The sequence below is a fragment of the Pseudomonas sp. 203-8 genome, assembly GCF_020708595.1.
Taxonomy (GTDB): Bacteria; Pseudomonadota; Gammaproteobacteria; order Pseudomonadales; family Pseudomonadaceae; genus Pseudomonas; species Pseudomonas aeruginosa.
The window spans coordinates 302,554-317,774 of sequence record NZ_JAJFDF010000009.1 but is presented as its reverse complement, the minus strand read 5'-3'; the positions used below and the strand labels follow the sequence as shown (position 1 = coordinate 317,774).

Sequence of the window (15,221 nt, the reverse complement as noted above, 5' to 3'; positions counted from 1 at the left end):
CCTTCTCGTCGGTGGCGGCTCAGTCCAGCGCTTGCAGGCGTTCGCCGAGCCGGCCGCCGTCGACCAGTTCGAGGAATTCGTCGCCGAGCCTGCGGCTTTCCGCCATCGCCTGGCGCCAGTAGCGCTCGCGGCCGTCGTCGTCGCCGAGGTAGCGGGTGAAGTCCTTGCGGTCCGGCAGCTTGGCGTGCGGCAGGCGCGCCAGGTACTCGCGCGACGGCGCCAGCAGCAGCACGTCCTGCAGGCGCCCGGCGTCGCCACGGCGCCAGGGCAAGCCCTTGTCGAACCAGCCGGGGATCACCTTGTCGGTGAAGTGCGGGTAGAGCACCACGCCGCGGTCCTCGTAGGGCAGGTCGAGATGGTAGTCGAGCAGGCCGCCGTCGCGGTAGGTGCCGGGGCCGGCGCCAGGCAGGTCGCGGACGCCTTCCATGACCATCGGGATCGAGCCGGAGGCGAGCAGCGCCTGGCGCAGGTTGCCGCCGTCCAGGTGCAGGTAGCGCGACGGGAAGTCGGTCAGCGCGGCCAGCGGCGGCGCCTGGCGGGCGTCATGCAGGATCACCCGTTCGAAGTGGCGGTGCAGATGGCGGCGGCCGATCAGGTTGTCGCGGATCACCGAGGACAGCCCCAGGCCGAGGCTGGCCTTGTGGTCGTGGGCGAGGCGCCCGTGGCTCTTCACCACCACCACGTTGAGGCGGTACAGCGGGTTGTCGAGGATCCGCGCGTCCTGGCCGGCGAGCAGGTCGTCGAGCATCGCCGCGCACTTGCGCGAGACTTCGGCGATGCTCACGCCCTTGGGAAAACGCTGCCGGGTGTACAGCTCGCCGAGGCGGGTGAGGCCGGCCACGGCGTCGGGCAGGCAGGCACTGGCGAAGCGCCAGGAACCGATGGAGGCGCCGATCAGCGAGCGTTCACGCGGGGCGCGCGGCAGCCACTCGCCGAAGATCGCCAGGTCCAGTCCCTGGATGCCCAGCGCCTTTGGCCCGCCGGCGGCACCGGGGACGATGCCGACGTCGGCCGGCTGCAGGCCGCGCTCGCGGATGCGGGCGAGGGCGCGGCGACCGGCCTTGAGGGTCAGTGCGGGGGACTTGATCTGGATGGCTGGCATGCTGGTCTTCTCCCTTGCGGACCGGCGATTATAGGACGAGTTGTCGCAGGACCAAGCGCTTTCGAACGCCGGCGAGCCCCATCGCAGAGGCTTTCCGTTACCCTATGGCGCGCCCCGGCCATGTCCTTGCGGCAAATTCAGCTTCAATTAAGAGCGCCCGGTTAATCTGCAAACCGTCGAAAGCAACACGATTGATTCCCACGGAGAGATTCCCATGAAGAAACTGACTGCCCTGTTCGCCGCCACCGCCATCGCCCTGACTGCCGGCCTGGCCCAGGCCCGCGACCTCGGCCCGGACGAGGCGCTGAAGCTGCGTGACGCCGGGACCATCAAGTCCTTCGAAGAGCTGAACAAGAACGCCATCGCCAAGCATCCCGGCTCGAGCGTCCACGATACCGAGCTGGAAGAGGAATACGGCCGCTACATCTACCAGGTCGAGTTGCGCGACCCGCAGGGCGTGAAATGGGACCTGGAGCTGGATGCCGCTACCGGCGCCGTGCTCAAGGACCACCAGGACGACTGATGAAGTGGCTCATGCGCTACGCCGGGATCGTCGCACTGGTCCTGGCGGTCATCAGCCTCGAAGCGATGGCGCGCGACCTGGACCAGGACGAGGTCCTGCGCCTGCGCCAGGACGGTGTGATACAGCCGCTCGAATCCCTCATGCAGGAAGCCCTGGGGCGTTACCCCGGGGCGCGCCTGCTGGAGGTCGAGCTGGAAGAGGAAGACGACGTGTATGTCTACGAGGTGGAGTTGCTCACCCGCGACGGCGTCGTGCGTGAACTGGAACTGGATGCCCGCAACGGCCGCATCCTGAAGGACGAGGAAGACGACTGATGCGGTTGCTGCTGGTTGAGGATCACGTTCCCCTGGCCGACGAACTGATGGCCAGCCTGACCCGCCAGGGCTACGCGGTGGACTGGCTGGCCGACGGCCGCGACGCGGCGGTGCAGGGCGCCAGCGAACCCTACGACCTGATCATCCTCGACCTCGGCCTGCCCGGGCGTCCCGGCCTGGAGATACTCCAGGAGTGGCGTGGGCTGGGACTCGCGACTCCGGTGCTGATCCTCACCGCGCGCGGTTCCTGGGCCGAACGCATCGATGGGCTCAAGGCCGGTGCCGACGACTATCTGACCAAGCCGTTCCATCCGGAAGAGTTGGCCTTGCGCATCCAGGCCCTGTTGCGCCGCGCCCATGGGCTGGCCAACCAGAGCCAGCTGGAGGCCGCCGGGCTGCGCCTGGACGAGCAGCGTCAGTGCGTGTGCCTGAACGGCGCCGACGTCGACCTGACCGCCGCCGAATTCCGCCTGCTGCGCTATTTCATGCTGCACCCCGGCCAGGTCCTGTCCAAGGGGCACCTGGCCGAGCATCTGTACGACGGCGAGACCGAACGCGATTCCAACGTCATCGAGGTCCACGTCAACCACCTGCGGCGCAAGCTCGGCCGCGAGGTGATCGAGACCCGCCGTGGCCAGGGCTACCGCTACGCCGGGGTGGCCGCCGGATGAGGTCGATCCAGCGGCGCCTGAGCGTCGGCCTGTTCGCGGTGCTGCTGGTGGTCGGGCTGGTCCTCGCGCAGACCGGCCTGTGGCTGTTCGACCAGGGCCTGCGGCGCTATTTCGCCGGCAACCTGCGCGAGGAGGCGGAGAACCTGCTGGTGGCCATGGTACGCGGGCCGAACGGCATGCAACTGGACGAGCAACGCCTCAACCCGGCGTTCCAGCGCCCGTATTCCGGGCGCTATTTCGTCATCGAGCTGGAAAAGGACACCTGGCGCTCACGCTCCCTGTGGGACAGCGAGCTGGAAGTGCCGCACAAGAAAGGGCTGGTGCAGGGCCTGGTCGATGGGCCCGAGGAGCAGCGACTGCTGGTGTTCCGCGGCCACTACAAGCGCATGGGCCAGAAGCTGCGGATCGTGGTGGCGCAGGACTATACGCCGATCCTGGAAAGCTTCGCCCGTGTGCAGTGGATGGGTCTGGGCGCCGGCGCCCTGGCGCTGCTCCTGGTATTGCTGTTGCAGCGCCTGACCGTGCGTCGTTCGCTGCGTCCGCTGGAGGAGGTGCGCCTGCAGATCGCCCAGCTGCAGCAGGGCCAGCGTAGCCAACTGGACAACCAGGCTCCCGAGGAACTGGAGCCGCTGGTGGAGCAGATCAACCACCTGCTGGCGCACACCGAGGAGACCCTGAAGCGTTCGCGCAACGCCCTGGGCAACCTCGGTCACGCCCTGAAGACGCCGCTGGCGGTGCTGGTCAGCCTCGCCGAGCGCGAGGAGATGGCGCGCCAGCCGGAGTTGCAACAGGTCCTGCGCGAACAGCTGGAACAGATCCAGCAGCGCCTCGGTCGCGAGTTGGGCAAGGCCCGCCTGGTCGGCGAAGCGCTGCCTGGCGCACATTTCGATTGCGCCGAGGAGTTGCCGTCGCTGTGCGACACCCTGCGCCTGATCCACGGCCCGCACCTGCAGGTGAGCTGGAGCGCGCCACCGGGGCTGCGCCTGCCATGGGACCGCGAGGACCTGCTGGAGATGCTCGGCAATCTGCTGGACAACGCCTGCAAGTGGGCCGATAGCGAAGTCCGCCTGACCGTCGCGCAGGGCGAGGGCATGGTCCGCCTGAAGGTCGACGATGACGGCCCCGGTATCCTCCCCGACCAGCGCCAGGCGGTGCTCGAGCGGGGTACCCGGCTCGACGAGCAGGTCAGCGGCCATGGCCTGGGCCTGGGCATCGCGCGCGACATCGCCGAGGCCTGCGGTGGCCGCCTGAGTCTCGAGGACAGCCCGCTGGGCGGCCTGCGGGTGAGCGTCGAGTTGCCGTTGCAGAAGAGCGGCCGCGCCGCCAGGGCTTAACAGTTCTTCACCATTTGCCGACAGTCCCGGCAAGATTTCCTCCTGCGCTTTCCCTAGCATCCCGGGCTTCTTGCAAGGAGGTCTTGGACGATGAAACGGCGGACGAGTACGGGCCGCTGGCGCTGGGCGCTGATGCTGCCGGTGCTGGTGTTCCTGTTGGGCGAGTCCAGTGGACAGCGAGAGGAGGGGCGGTCGCCGCGGTTACCCGCGCAGGCTCGCTACGAGCAGGCCGTGGAAAACGCGTTGCGCAGCGAGCGCGGCGAGCCGCGACAGGCCGGGACAGCGGCAGCGAAGGTGGCCGAGGCGGGAGCCCCGGCGCGTCTGCGTGGCTGGCTGCGCTCGCTGGCCCGCCTGGCGATCTGGGGGACCTACGGCCCCCCGGCGCTATTCAGGCCGTGAACGGTCAGGCCTTGAACTGTTCCATCAGGCCCTGCTGGTGGTTGGCCAGGCGGTTCAGCGACTGACTGACCTGGGCCGACTCCTCGGCCTGGCTCGACAGCGACTCGGTGACGTCACGGATCGCCGCGACATTGCGGTTGATCTCCTCGGCTACCGAGCTCTGTTCCTCGGCGGCGCTGGCAATCTGCAGGTTCATGTCGTTGATCACCGTCACCGCCTCGCCGATCCGTTGCAGCGCGGCCACCGCTTCATCCACCTGCTCGACGCTGCCCTGGGCCTGGCGATGGCTGCCATGCATGGCGTCGACCACGTCGCGGGTGCCCTGTTGCAGGCCTTCGATCACCCCGCGGATCTGTTCCACCGAGTCCTGGGTGCGCCGGGCGAGGTTGCGCACTTCGTCGGCGACCACCGCGAAGCCGCGGCCGGCGTCGCCGGCGCGGGCCGCCTCGATGGCCGCGTTGAGCGCCAGCAGGTTGGTCTGCTCGGCGATGGCGCGGATCACTTCCAGCACCGAACCGATTTCCTCGCTGCTGCTGGCCAGTTGCTCGACCTGGCCCATGGCGCTGGTCAGGTTGGCGGCCAGGCTGTCGATGCTCTGTGTGGTGCGGTCGATCAGCGCCAGGCCGTCGCGGGTCGCCTGGTCGGCCCCGCGCGCGGCGTCGGCGGCCTGGGCGGCGCTACGGGCGACGTCCTGGGCAGTGGCGGTCATCTCGTGGGATGCGGTGGCGACCTGGTCGATCTCGCGGAACTGCTGCTGCATGCCGGCGCTGGTCTGGCTGGAAATCGCCGCCGACTGGTCGGCGGTACTGCGCGCATCGCGCACCGAGACCTTCACGTCACGGATGATCGGCTGCAGCTTGTCGAGAAAACGGTTGAACCAACCGGCCAGTTCGCCCAGCTCGTCGCGCCCGGTGTGCGGCAGACGCTGGGTCAGGTCGCCTTCGCCGCTGGCGATGTCGCGCAGCATGTGGGCGACGCCGAGGATCGGCCGGGTCACGCCGCGGGCGCTCAGCCACAGCACCAGCAGGCCGAGCACCGCGGCGCCGAGGCCGAGGCCCAGTTCGACCCAGGTGCCTTCGCGACGCATGTCGTCCAGTTGCCGTTCCAGCGCCAGGGCCGGGCCGAGCAGGGCGCTCTTCGGCACTTCGAGGAGCACGCCCCAGGGCTTGGCGCCGGGAATCGGCTGCAACGGTTGCAGCACCTTGAGGTCGTCGTTCTCGTTGAACAACCGGCTCTTGCCGGCGGCCAGCAGTTGCAGGAGTTCGCCGGCGTGCTGCGGATCCGCCTTGGCCAGGTTCTTGCCGAGCAGGCCGGCGTCGCGGCTGTTGCCGGCGAACAGCCCGGCGGGGCTGAGGATGCCGACCTGGCCGACGCCGTCGTAGAGTTCGCGGTTGCCCTGTTCGCTGAGCGCCTGCAGGTTGCTCAGGTTGATGTCCAGGCCCATCACGCCGATCACCTTGCCATCCAGTTCGAGGGGAAAGGCGATGCTGGTCATCAGCAGTTGGCGTTCGCCGACCTTGTCGAAGTAAGGGTCGAGCACGCAGGGTTGCCCGCTTTCCTTCGGGCAGGTGTACCAGGCGTTGTAGGCCGCGCCGCTGGGCCCGCTGCTGGTGTCGGCGAGTTCGGACTCGATCATCGACTCGGATTCCAGCTGTCCCGGCGTGGCCTGCGCCCAGTACAGGGAGAAGCGTCCCTTGTCGTTGCTGCCCAGGGCGGGCTGGTCGACGAACAGTTCGTCCTTGCCGTCCAGCGCATTGGGTTCGAAGACCACGTACAGGCCGAGCACCTCGGGATTGGCGGCGAGCGCGGTGCGCACCTGGCGGGTCAGGTCTTCGCGCAGGTCGTAGGCATCGAGGAAGCGCTTCTGCGCCTGGTCGCGGAGGAACAGGATCTGCCGGGAGAAGCCCTTGCCGTACTGGAAGGCATCCATGAAATAGCGCTGGATGCGTAACGCCTGCAATTCCCCGCGGGCTTCCAGGCGCAGGCGCGCCGATTCGTCGAGCATCTGCGTACTGGCGCTTTTCACCAGCACGCTGCTGTGCTGCATGCGGTAGACCGAAAGGCCGACCAGCAAGGCGACCACGCCGAGCAGGCAGAGCCCTGCCAGCAGGGTGATCTTCCATTGGATGGACAGGCGGCGAAGGAACATGGGAGGGGTCCTTGTACGAAGAAACTGCGGGGGCCCAAGGCTTATCGGCAGGGCTCGCCCATTCTTGACGACGGTCCGTTCGCTGGCGCCGGATTGCCGTCGTTCGGCGAATCGCACGCAAGAACCGTGCACAACGGTTTATAGCCAGGCGACATTCGCGCATGCGCGGCTTTGACAGGCGGGGATGGCTGTAGCAGAGTACGCCCCTTTTTTCGGCCGCAGACGGTCGAGTTCGTTTCATTTGCAAGGAGTTCAACGATGAACGCAGTGGTGCTGGCGGTGGGGGTGATGCTCGTCCTCAGCCTTTGCCGTGTGCATGTCGTGCTGGCGCTGATCATCGGCGCGGTGGTCGGCGGACTGTTCGGTGGCCTAGGCCTGGAGGGGACTCTCAAGGCCTTCAACGGCGGCCTCGGCGGGGGTGCCACGGTGGCCCTGTCGTACGCCATGCTCGGCGCCTTCGCCGTGGCCATCGCCCGCTCCGGCGTGGCCCATGCGCTGGCCGACAAGGTCCTGGCGCTGCTCGGCCGGCACGACGAGCAGGGCAAGGGCGCCGGTGCGTTCAAGTGGATCCTGGTCGGCCTGCTGCTCTGCGTGGCGGTATCCTCGCAGAATATCCTGCCGATCCATATCGCCTTCATCCCGCTGCTGGTGCCGCCGCTGCTCTATGTGCTGAGCAAGCTGCAGATCGACCGGCGATTGATCACCTGCGTCATCACCTTCGGCCTGATCACCCCGTACATGTTCCTGCCGGTGGGCTTCGGCAACATCTTCCTCAATGAAATCCTGCTGGCCAACGTGGCGCGCAACGGCGTCGACGTCAGCGGGATCAACGTCACCCACGCCATGTTCATCCCAGCCCTGGGCATGCTCGCCGGGTTGCTCATCGCGGTGCTGTTCAGCTACCGCCGCAAGCGCGTCTACGACTTGCAGCGGATCGAGCAGGCCGAACGCGTCGATGTCAGCTACAACCCGAAGAGCCTGGCGGTGGCCGGGGTATCCATCGTCGCCGCGTTCGTCGCACAGCTGTGGCTGGACTCGATGATCATCGGCGCGCTGGTCGGTTTCGTGGTCTTCTCGCTGTCCGGCGTGGTGCGCTGGAAGGAGACCGACGACCTGTTCACCGAAGGCATGAAGATGATGGCCACCATCGGTTTCATCATGATCGCCGCGGCCGGTTTCGCCGAGGTGATGAAGGCCACCGGCGAGGTGCAGAGCCTGGTCGACGCCTCGGTGGCCTGGATCGGCAACAGCAAGGCGGTCGGCGCCATGCTGATGCTGCTGGTCGGCCTGCTGGTCACCATGGGCATCGGCTCGTCGTTCTCCACCGTGCCGATCATCGCCGCGATCTTCGTCCCGCTGGCGGTGCAACTGGGCTTCAGCCCGCTGGCCATCGTCAGCATCGTCGGCACCGCCGGCGCGCTGGGGGATGCAGGTTCTCCGGCGTCGGACTCGACCCTTGGGCCGACCTCCGGGCTCAACGTCGACGGCCAGCACAATCACATCTGGGACACCGTGGTGCCGACCTTCCTGCACTACAACCTGCCGTTGCTGGTGTTCGGCTGGGCCGCCGCGATGTTGCTCTGAGTTCCATCTCGGGCGGTCGCCTGACGGAATGTCGGGCCGGCCGCTTAAGCTTCCGACGGGATTGCCGATGAAACGGGAATCCCGTTTTTTATTGGGCGTCATGCTAGGAGTTGATGATGCGTCTGACCCTGAAATCCAAAGTCCTCCTGCTGGCCATGGTGCCGGTGCTGCTCTTCGCCCTGGTGCTCAGCGGCGGAGCGGTGCTGATCCTGAAAAAACAGGCTGATGCCGAAGTCAAGGATACCCGCGAGCGCCTGCTCGGCGACCGTCGTGCCGAACTCGAGCACTACGTGCAGATCGCCATGGGCAGTATCCAGGCCGAGTACGACCGCTCGGCCAACGGCGACCTGAATGCCCGCGCCGAGGCCATCGCGCGCCTGTCGAAGATCAAGTACGGCAAGGACGGCTATATCTTCGGCTACGACTCCCAGGTGGTGCGCCTGTTTCGCGGCGACAGCCCGGTGGACGTCGGCAAGAGCTTCCGCGACCGCCGCGATCCCAGCGGCGTCTACCTCAACCGCGAACTGGTGGAGGCCGGCCGCAACGGCAGCCACTACGTGACCTATACCTCGCCGCTGCCGGGCAACGAGAGCGTCATGGTGCCCAAGCTGTCCTACACCCTGTACCTGCCGAAGTGGGACATGGTTATCGGCTCGGCGATCAACCTCGACGGCGTCGAGGCCCAGTTGGTGGAAATCAAGCAGGACATCGACGAGCGTATCGGCACCCTGATCGCCAGTATCGTGGGGATCGCCGGCGTCCTTCTGGTGGTCCTGCTGGTGATCGGCCTGGCGGTGGCCAACGCGATGCTGCGGCCGTTGCACCAGATCCGCCAGAACCTCGATGACATCGCCGCCGGCGAAGGCGACCTGACCCGTCGCCTACCGGTGACCAGCCACGACGAGCTGGGCGAGCTGGCCGGTTCCTTCAACCGCTTCGTCGAGAAGATCCACGGTCTGGTGCGGCAGATCGCCGGGATGACCGGCGACCTCAAGCAACTGGTGGAGCAGATGTCGGCCCAGGCCGAGCGTTCCGAGCAGGCCATGGAGCGCCAGCGCCACGAGACCGACCAGGTCGCCACCGCGATCAACGAGATGTCCGCCGCCGCCCATGAAGTGGCGCAGAGCGCCCAGCGCGCCGCCGAGGCCGCGCAGCAGACCGACCACGAAGGCCAGGCGGCCAAGCGCGTGGTGGACGGCAGCATCGAGCGCATCCACGCGCTGGTGGACGAGATCCGCGACAGCGGGACTTCTCTGGATAGCCTGCAGCAGGACGTGCAATCCATCGTCAGTGTGCTCGGGGTGATCCGCTCCATTGCCGAACAGACCAACCTGCTGGCGCTCAACGCGGCCATCGAGGCGGCCCGTGCCGGCGAGGCCGGACGTGGCTTTGCGGTGGTCGCCGACGAAGTGCGGGCGCTGGCCAGCCGCACCCAGCAGAGTACCCAGGAAATCCAGGGCATGATCGATCGCCTGCAGCAGGGCACCAACGCCGCGGTCGACGCCATGCGCCGTTCCGGCGAGGCCGGCGAGGGCACCAGCAACCAGGCCAACCAGGCCGGCGATTCGCTGGATGCCATCGCCCAGCTGATCGCCACCATCAACGCGATGAACGCGCAGATTGCCAGCGCCGCCGAGGAGCAGACCGCGGTGGCCGAGGAGATCAACCGCAGCGTGCACCAGATCGCCGGCGCGGTGGACAGCGTCGCCGACGAGGCCCAGCAGGGCGCGCAGACCGCCCGCAGCCTGGCGCAACTGGGCCAGGGCCTGGGCCGGCTGGTCGGTCAGTTCCGCATCTGACCCTTCCCCCGCGCGACCGCTGCCGGCAAAAGAGCCAGCCGGCAGTGGTGCGCCACAGAGCCTTCCTGTCATTATTCGGCGGAGTCGGCCGGCAGTCGTGAACGATCCACGTCCGCCGGCTGACTAATGCTTTGCTTCCCACTGCCAGATGGATTGGACATGCTCGACACGAAACTGGAATCCCGGACTTTTCTCCTGTTGCTGGCGGTGGTCACGCTCGCCTTCGGCTGGCTCTTGCTGCCGTTCTACGGCGCGGTGTTCTGGGGCACCATCCTGGCGATCATCTTCGCCCCGGTGCAACGCCGCCTGCAGGTGCGCCTGAGGGATCGGAAGAACCTCGCCGCGCTGATCACCCTGCTGATCTGCGTGCTGATCGTGATCATCCCGGTGATCTTCATCGCCGGTTCGCTGGTGCAGGAAGGCGCGAGCGTCTACCAGCGGGTCAAGTCCGGCGAACTGAACTTCGCCGCCTACCTGCAGCAGGCGGTGGCTGCCTTGCCGCCATCGGTGCACCAGTGGCTGGAGCGCTTCGACCTGGCCAATCTCTCGAGCCTGCAGGAGAAGCTCTCCTCGGTGGCGATGCAGGCCAGCCAGGTGGTGGCGACCAAGGCGTTCAGCATCGGCCAGAACACCCTCGACTTCGTCATCAGCTTCGGCATCATGCTCTACCTGCTGTTCTTCCTCCTCCGCGACGGTCGCGTGCTCGGCCGGCGGATCAAGCAGGCGGTGCCGCTGAGCCAGGAACACAAGCACCACCTGTTCGCCAAGTTCACCACGGTGATCCGCGCCACGGTGAAGGGCAACATCGCCGTGGCTGCCACCCAGGGCGCTCTCGGCGGCCTGATCTTCTGGCTGCTGGGCATCGAGGGCGCCTTGCTCTGGGGCACCCTGATGGCCTTCCTGTCGCTGCTGCCGGCCATCGGTGCGGCGCTGATCTGGGCGCCGGTGGCGGCCTACTTCCTGCTCACCGGGGCGATCTGGCAGGGTGTAGTGCTGATCCTGTTCTGCGTGGTGGTGATCGGCCTGGTGGACAACATCCTGCGCCCGATCCTGGTCGGCAAGGACACCAAGATGCCGGACTACGTGGTGCTGATCTCCACCCTCGGCGGCATGGCCCTGTTCGGTCTCAACGGCTTCGTCATCGGCCCGCTGATCGCTGCGCTGTTCATGGCCAGCTGGGACCTGTTCACTGGCCGCGAGGAAGAACCGCAGGCCTGAGTCGCGCCCGTGGCAGACAAGCCCCGCGAATGCGGGGCTTGTTCGTTTCAGGCCTTGAAGCATCATGGACGGCGCTGTCGTGGCTGAGCCGCTCCAGGCAGTGCCTGGGGCCTTCGGCTAACAGTGCGTCGAACCCGGTACATCGCGACCGTTGCGCAACTGGACATGGAGCAGCGCTTGCCGGCACTCCTCAGGGCTCGCCGCTGTCAACCGGCGGCGGACCTCGGCTTGAGCGCGCAGGTGGCGAGGAAGGTCGGCATGAAGCGGTCGATGACGAAGCGCGGGTGCGGTTGCCAGTCTTCGTAGAAATCCTGCAGCAGCAGGCCGGCGGCGAGCTGGCCGGCGATCTGCTGGGTCAGGCTATGGCCGAACACCAGGGCTTCGCCTTTCTCGCGCTTTGCCGCGAGGGCTTCGGCGGAGAGGCTTTCCAGGTCGGAGTAGGGCAGGCGATGTCGCGGCCGGATCAGGCCCTGCTCTGCCAGTTCCGGCGAGCGGTCCTCGATGAACAGCGCCGGGTTGTAGAAGCTCGCCAGCAGCTTGCCGCCCGGCCGCAGCACCCGCGCGCATTCGCGCCAGACCGGCAGGACATCGTCGACGTAGAGATTGGAGATGGGATTGAAGACCAGGTCGAAGGAGGCATCGGCGAAGGTCGAGAGGTCGCGCATGTCGCCCTGCACGCAGGCCAGTTCGAGGCGGTCGCGGGCGGCGATCTGGCGGTCCTTGTCCAGCTGTCCCGCCGAGGCGTCGAACAGCGTGACCCGTGCGCCGGCGGCGGCAAGGATCGGCGCCTGCTGGCCGCCGGCCGAGGCCAGGCAGAGGATCTCGCGGCCGCGTACGTCGCCCAGCCAGTGAGCGGGTAACGCGCCCGGGGTCAGCTTCACCGCCCAGTCGCCGCGGCGTGCGGCGGCGACCTCTTCGGCGCTGACCGGTCGCGACCATTCGCAGTCACGGGCGGCCTGGGCGTCCCAACTGGCGCTGTTGTGTCGCAGGACGTCGATTTCGTGGAAGGTGGGCATGAGGCCTCCGGGTTCATCCATGGAGCGCGGAGCATGCCACGGCAGCGGGGCAGGGTGCGTGGGGCGGGGCAAAGAAAAACCCCGCCGAGGCGGGGTTTTCGTGGAGCGGGCGACTCAGCCGGCGAGGGCCAGGCCGGAATGCTGGAGGATTTCCAGCAGCGGCTGCGGGTAGACGCCGAGGAAGAACGCCAGCAGGGCGATGGCCACCAGCATGATGCCGCCGGCGCGCTGGCCCCAGTTGAACGGTGCGTCGTGCTGGCGGATGCCGGGCTCGACCAGGAACAGGGTGACCATGACCCGCAGGTAGTAGTACAGGCCGATGGCGCTGCCCAGCACCAGGGCGCCGATCAGCCACCACAGGTGCGACTCGACGCCGACCGCGATCACGTAGAACTTGCCGATGAAGCCGGCGGTCAGCGGGATGCCTGCCAGCGACAGCATCATCACGGTCATCACCGCGGTCAGTACCGGCCGGCGCCAGAACAGGCCGCGGTACTCGAACAGCGCATCGGCGTCGCGGCCGCTGTACGGGGTGGACATCAGGGTGATCACGCCGAACGCGCCGAGGGAGGTCAGTACGTAGGTGGCCAGGTAGACGCCGACCGCTTCCACGGCCATGCCCTTGCTGGCGATCAGGGCGACCAGCAGGTAGCCCAGGTGGGCGATGGACGAGTAGCCGAGCAGGCGCTTGATGTTGCTCTGGGTCAGTGCCAGCAGGTTGCCGAAGAGGATCGAGGCGACCGCGATGACGCTCAGGGAGATGTTCAGCAGTTGGTTGTCCAGGGCCGCAGGGGCGATCTGGAACAGCCGCAGCAGCACGGCGAACACCGCGACCTTGCTGGCGGTGGCGAGGAACGCCGAGACCGGCGCCGGGGCGCCTTCGTAGACATCCGGGGTCCACAGGTGGAAGGGCACCAGCGACAGCTTGAAGCCCAGGCCGACCAGCATCATGCCTACGCCAACGCTGACCAGCGGACCGCTCAGCACGTGCTCGGCGACCTTGGCGCCAAGGCCGGCGAAGCCCAGGGTACCGGACTCGGCGTAGAGCAGGGCCATGCCGAACAGCAGGAAGGCGGAGCCGGCGGCCGAGAGCACGGTGTACTTGATGCCGGCTTCCAGCGAGCGCTTGTTGAAGAAGGCGTAGGCGACCATCCCGTAGACCGGGACCGAGAGCAGCTCCAGGCCGATGAACAGGCTGGCCAGGTGCTGCGCGCTGACCAGCACCAGGCCGCCGGCGGTGGCCAGCAGCAGGAGCAGGTACAGCTCTTCGCGGTTACCCGGATAGCTTTCCATGTAGGCGTGGGCGAGGGTCACGCAGGCCAGGGCGGAGACCAGCACCAGGGCCATGTAGAAGCAGGCGTAGTTGTCCACCAGCACCAGCGGTGTCACCTCGATCGGGGTGACGCCGAGGACCGGCAGCAGCGACAGCAGGGCCAGGTTGAGGCCGATCACCGAGAGGGTGGCGGTGAACGAGTGATTGCGTTTCCAGGCTACCGCCAGCATCACCACCACCAGGGTGGCGCTGGTGATCAGCAGTGGCAGGAGCGCGATGAAGTGTTGGATCGTAAAGGTCATTTCGCGACTACCGTCCTGCAAGGGTGGAAAGGGCTGCGCCCAGCCATTGCTGCACGCCGTGCATGCTGGCCGCGGAGATGTCCAGCACTGGCTGCGGGTAGACCCCGAGCAGGACCAGCAGGACCGCCAGGCCGAGCACCATGCTCAGTTCGCGGGCATCGAGGCCGAGGATCGGCTCGTCGGACTGGCTGGGGCCGAAGTAGGCGCGGTGGATCATGATCAGCGAGTAGACCGAGGCGAAGACCAGGCCGAAGGTGGCGATCACGATGATCACCGGGACCACCTTGAAGGCGCCGATCAGGATCAGGAACTCCCCGACGAAGTTGCCGGTACCGGGCAGGCCCAGCGACGCCGAGGCGAAGAACAGGCTGATCGCCGGCAGGTAGGGCATGCGCGACCACAGGCCGCCCATCTTGCGCATGTCGCGGGTATGCAGGCGCTCGTAGAGCTGGCCGCAGAGGATGAACAGCGCCGCGGCGGAGAGGCCGTGGGCGATCATCTGCACCACCACGCCCTGCAGCGCTACCTGGCTGCCGGAGTAGATGCCGATCATCACGAAGCCCATGTGCGAAACGCTGGAGTAGGCGACCAGGCGCTTGATGTCGGTCTGCGCGAAGGACAGCAGGGCACCGTAGAAGATGCCGATGATGCCGAGCCACATGGCGATCGGCGCGAATTCCGCCGAGGCGTTGGGGAACAGCGGCAGGGCGAAGCGGATCAGGCCGTAGGCGGCGGTCTTCAGGAGGATGCCGGCGAGGTCCACGGAGCCGGCGGTGGGCGCCTGGGCGTGGGCGTCCGGCAGCCAGGAATGCACCGGCACCACCGGCATCTTCACCGCGAAGGCGACGAAGAAGCCGAGCATCAGCAGCCATTCCACGTGGGGGCTCAGCTGGGTCTTCAGCAGGGTGGCGTAGTCGAAGGTGATCACGCCGGTGGCATTGAAGTTGACGAACACCAGGCCGAGGATCGCCACCAGCATCACCAGGCCGCTGGCCTGGGTGAAGATGAAGAACTTGGTGGCGGCGTAGATGCGGGTCTTCTTGCCGTCATCGGAACTGTGTCCCCACAGCGCGATGAGGAAGTACATCGGCACCAGCATCATTTCCCAGAAGAAGAAGAACAGGAACAGGTCGATGGCGAGGAACACGCCGATCACACCGCCCAGGATCCACAGCAGGTTCAGATGGAAGAAGCCGATGCGGCGCTGGATCTCGTTCCAGGAGCAGAGGACCGAGAGCACGCCGAGCAGGCCGGTGAGGGCGACCATCAGCAGCGACAGGCCATCCATCGCCAGGTGGATGCTGATGCCGAGACGCTCGATCCACAGCACCTTGAATTGCAGGGTCCATTCCGGCTCGCCGCCGGGCGCGGGCGCCAGCTGGAAGTCGCCGGTGGCCCAGATCCAAAGGCTCAGGATCAGGACCAGGGTCATCGAAAGCAGCGCGATCCAGCGGGGCAGGGTCTTGCTGCTGTGTTCGGCGATCCAGCAGAGGAAACCGCCGATGAAGGGGATCAGGATTAGCCAGGGCAGAATCAT

Annotated in this window: 12 protein-coding genes and 2 pseudogenes; 8 read left to right on the top strand and 6 right to left on the bottom strand. The window is 67.1% G+C overall.

All coding sequences use genetic code 11. The features are described from left to right. Positions 1-19 precede the first annotated feature (19 nt). The gene (locus LJF27_RS22345; RefSeq protein WP_003113385.1) at positions 20-1,102 is read right to left on the bottom strand and encodes a hypothetical protein; all 1,083 of its coding nucleotides are present in this window, start codon (positions 1,100-1,102) and stop codon (positions 20-22) included. Between the two features lie 214 nt (positions 1,103-1,316). On the opposite strand from LJF27_RS22345, the gene LJF27_RS22340 reads away from it, so the two are divergent. From LJF27_RS22340 to LJF27_RS22320, 5 genes are all read left to right on the top strand, one after another. Then, positions 1,317-1,625 (top strand): PepSY domain-containing protein, encoded by a 309-nt coding sequence (locus LJF27_RS22340; RefSeq protein ID WP_003090497.1) that lies wholly within the window; start codon positions 1,317-1,319, stop codon positions 1,623-1,625. Beyond that, the gene (locus LJF27_RS22335) at positions 1,625-1,939 is read left to right on the top strand and encodes a PepSY domain-containing protein (protein ID WP_003097704.1); all 315 of its coding nucleotides are present in this window, start codon (positions 1,625-1,627) and stop codon (positions 1,937-1,939) included. Before LJF27_RS22340 ends, LJF27_RS22335 begins: the two co-directional genes overlap by 1 nt. Next, positions 1,939-2,610 (top strand): two-component system response regulator CarR, encoded by a 672-nt coding sequence (gene carR / locus LJF27_RS22330; RefSeq protein ID WP_003090494.1) that lies wholly within the window; start codon positions 1,939-1,941, stop codon positions 2,608-2,610. The genes LJF27_RS22335 and carR overlap by 1 nt, the downstream gene beginning before the upstream one ends. Next, positions 2,607-3,944: a two-component system sensor histidine kinase CarS gene (gene carS, locus LJF27_RS22325; RefSeq protein WP_003090493.1), complete on the top strand. Its 1,338-nt coding sequence runs from the start codon at positions 2,607-2,609 to the stop codon at positions 3,942-3,944. Before carR ends, carS begins: the two co-directional genes overlap by 4 nt. A 90-nt stretch (positions 3,945-4,034) precedes the next feature. Next, the gene (locus LJF27_RS22320) at positions 4,035-4,343 is read left to right on the top strand and encodes a hypothetical protein (RefSeq protein ID WP_003113384.1); all 309 of its coding nucleotides are present in this window, start codon (positions 4,035-4,037) and stop codon (positions 4,341-4,343) included. A gap of 4 nt (positions 4,344-4,347) precedes the next feature. On the opposite strand, the pseudogene LJF27_RS30555 reads toward LJF27_RS22320, so the two are convergent. Together LJF27_RS30555 and LJF27_RS30550 are read right to left on the bottom strand one after the other, a co-directional pair. Beyond that, a pseudogene (locus LJF27_RS30555) lies at positions 4,348-4,884 on the bottom strand (methyl-accepting chemotaxis protein); the annotation flags it as partial. 369 nt (positions 4,885-5,253) lie between these two features. After that, a pseudogene (locus LJF27_RS30550) lies at positions 5,254-6,273 on the bottom strand (chemotaxis protein); the annotation flags it as partial. 477 nt (positions 6,274-6,750) lie between these two features. On the opposite strand from LJF27_RS30550, the gene LJF27_RS22310 reads away from it, so the two are divergent. The 3 genes from LJF27_RS22310 (at position 6,751) to LJF27_RS22300 (ending at position 11,093) form a co-directional block, all read left to right on the top strand. After that, entirely contained in the window at positions 6,751-8,076 is a 1,326-nt protein-coding gene (locus LJF27_RS22310) for a Na+/H+ antiporter family protein (RefSeq protein WP_023116915.1), read from the top strand. 113 nt (positions 8,077-8,189) lie between these two features. Continuing rightward, positions 8,190-9,875, top strand: a complete 1,686-nt coding sequence (locus tag LJF27_RS22305) for a methyl-accepting chemotaxis protein (RefSeq protein WP_003143814.1) — start codon at positions 8,190-8,192, stop codon at positions 9,873-9,875. Between the two features lie 159 nt (positions 9,876-10,034). After that, a complete protein-coding gene (locus tag LJF27_RS22300) occupies positions 10,035-11,093 on the top strand; it encodes an AI-2E family transporter (protein ID WP_003113380.1) in 1,059 nt (352 codons plus the stop codon). 206 nt (positions 11,094-11,299) lie between these two features. On the opposite strand, the gene LJF27_RS22295 is transcribed toward LJF27_RS22300, so the two are convergent. The 3 genes from LJF27_RS22295 to nuoM form a co-directional block, all read right to left on the bottom strand. Continuing rightward, on the bottom strand, positions 11,300-12,109 hold the full coding sequence (locus LJF27_RS22295; RefSeq protein WP_003143815.1) for a class I SAM-dependent methyltransferase: 810 nt from the start codon (positions 12,107-12,109) through the stop codon (positions 11,300-11,302). Between the two features lie 114 nt (positions 12,110-12,223). Next, positions 12,224-13,684 carry an NADH-quinone oxidoreductase subunit NuoN gene (gene nuoN, locus LJF27_RS22290; protein ID WP_003090482.1) on the bottom strand — a complete coding sequence of 487 codons (1,461 nt, stop codon included), beginning with the start codon at positions 13,682-13,684 and terminating at the stop codon, positions 12,224-12,226. A 7-nt stretch (positions 13,685-13,691) separates the two neighbouring features. After that, positions 13,692-15,221: an NADH-quinone oxidoreductase subunit M gene (gene nuoM / locus LJF27_RS22285; RefSeq protein WP_003097684.1), complete on the bottom strand. Its 1,530-nt coding sequence runs from the start codon at positions 15,219-15,221 to the stop codon at positions 13,692-13,694.

Excerpts from the sequence above, each read along its gene's own strand:
- LJF27_RS22345 (WP_003113385.1), bottom strand. The coding sequence starts at position 1,102 with ATGCCAGCCATCCAGATCAAGTCCCCCGCACTGACCCTCAAGGCCGGT.
- LJF27_RS22340 (WP_003090497.1), top strand. The coding sequence starts at position 1,317 with ATGAAGAAACTGACTGCCCTGTTCGCCGCCACCGCCATCGCCCTGACT.
- LJF27_RS22335 (WP_003097704.1), top strand. The coding sequence starts at position 1,625 with ATGAAGTGGCTCATGCGCTACGCCGGGATCGTCGCACTGGTCCTGGCG.
- carR (WP_003090494.1), top strand. The coding sequence starts at position 1,939 with ATGCGGTTGCTGCTGGTTGAGGATCACGTTCCCCTGGCCGACGAACTG.
- carS (WP_003090493.1), top strand. The coding sequence starts at position 2,607 with ATGAGGTCGATCCAGCGGCGCCTGAGCGTCGGCCTGTTCGCGGTGCTG.
- LJF27_RS22320 (WP_003113384.1), top strand. The coding sequence starts at position 4,035 with ATGAAACGGCGGACGAGTACGGGCCGCTGGCGCTGGGCGCTGATGCTG.
- LJF27_RS22310 (WP_023116915.1), top strand. The coding sequence starts at position 6,751 with ATGAACGCAGTGGTGCTGGCGGTGGGGGTGATGCTCGTCCTCAGCCTT.
- LJF27_RS22305 (WP_003143814.1), top strand. The coding sequence starts at position 8,190 with ATGATGCGTCTGACCCTGAAATCCAAAGTCCTCCTGCTGGCCATGGTG.
- LJF27_RS22300 (WP_003113380.1), top strand. The coding sequence starts at position 10,035 with ATGCTCGACACGAAACTGGAATCCCGGACTTTTCTCCTGTTGCTGGCG.
- LJF27_RS22295 (WP_003143815.1), bottom strand. The coding sequence starts at position 12,109 with ATGCCCACCTTCCACGAAATCGACGTCCTGCGACACAACAGCGCCAGT.
- nuoN (WP_003090482.1), bottom strand. The coding sequence starts at position 13,684 with ATGACCTTTACGATCCAACACTTCATCGCGCTCCTGCCACTGCTGATC.
- nuoM (WP_003097684.1), bottom strand. The coding sequence starts at position 15,221 with ATGATTCTGCCCTGGCTAATCCTGATCCCCTTCATCGGCGGTTTCCTC.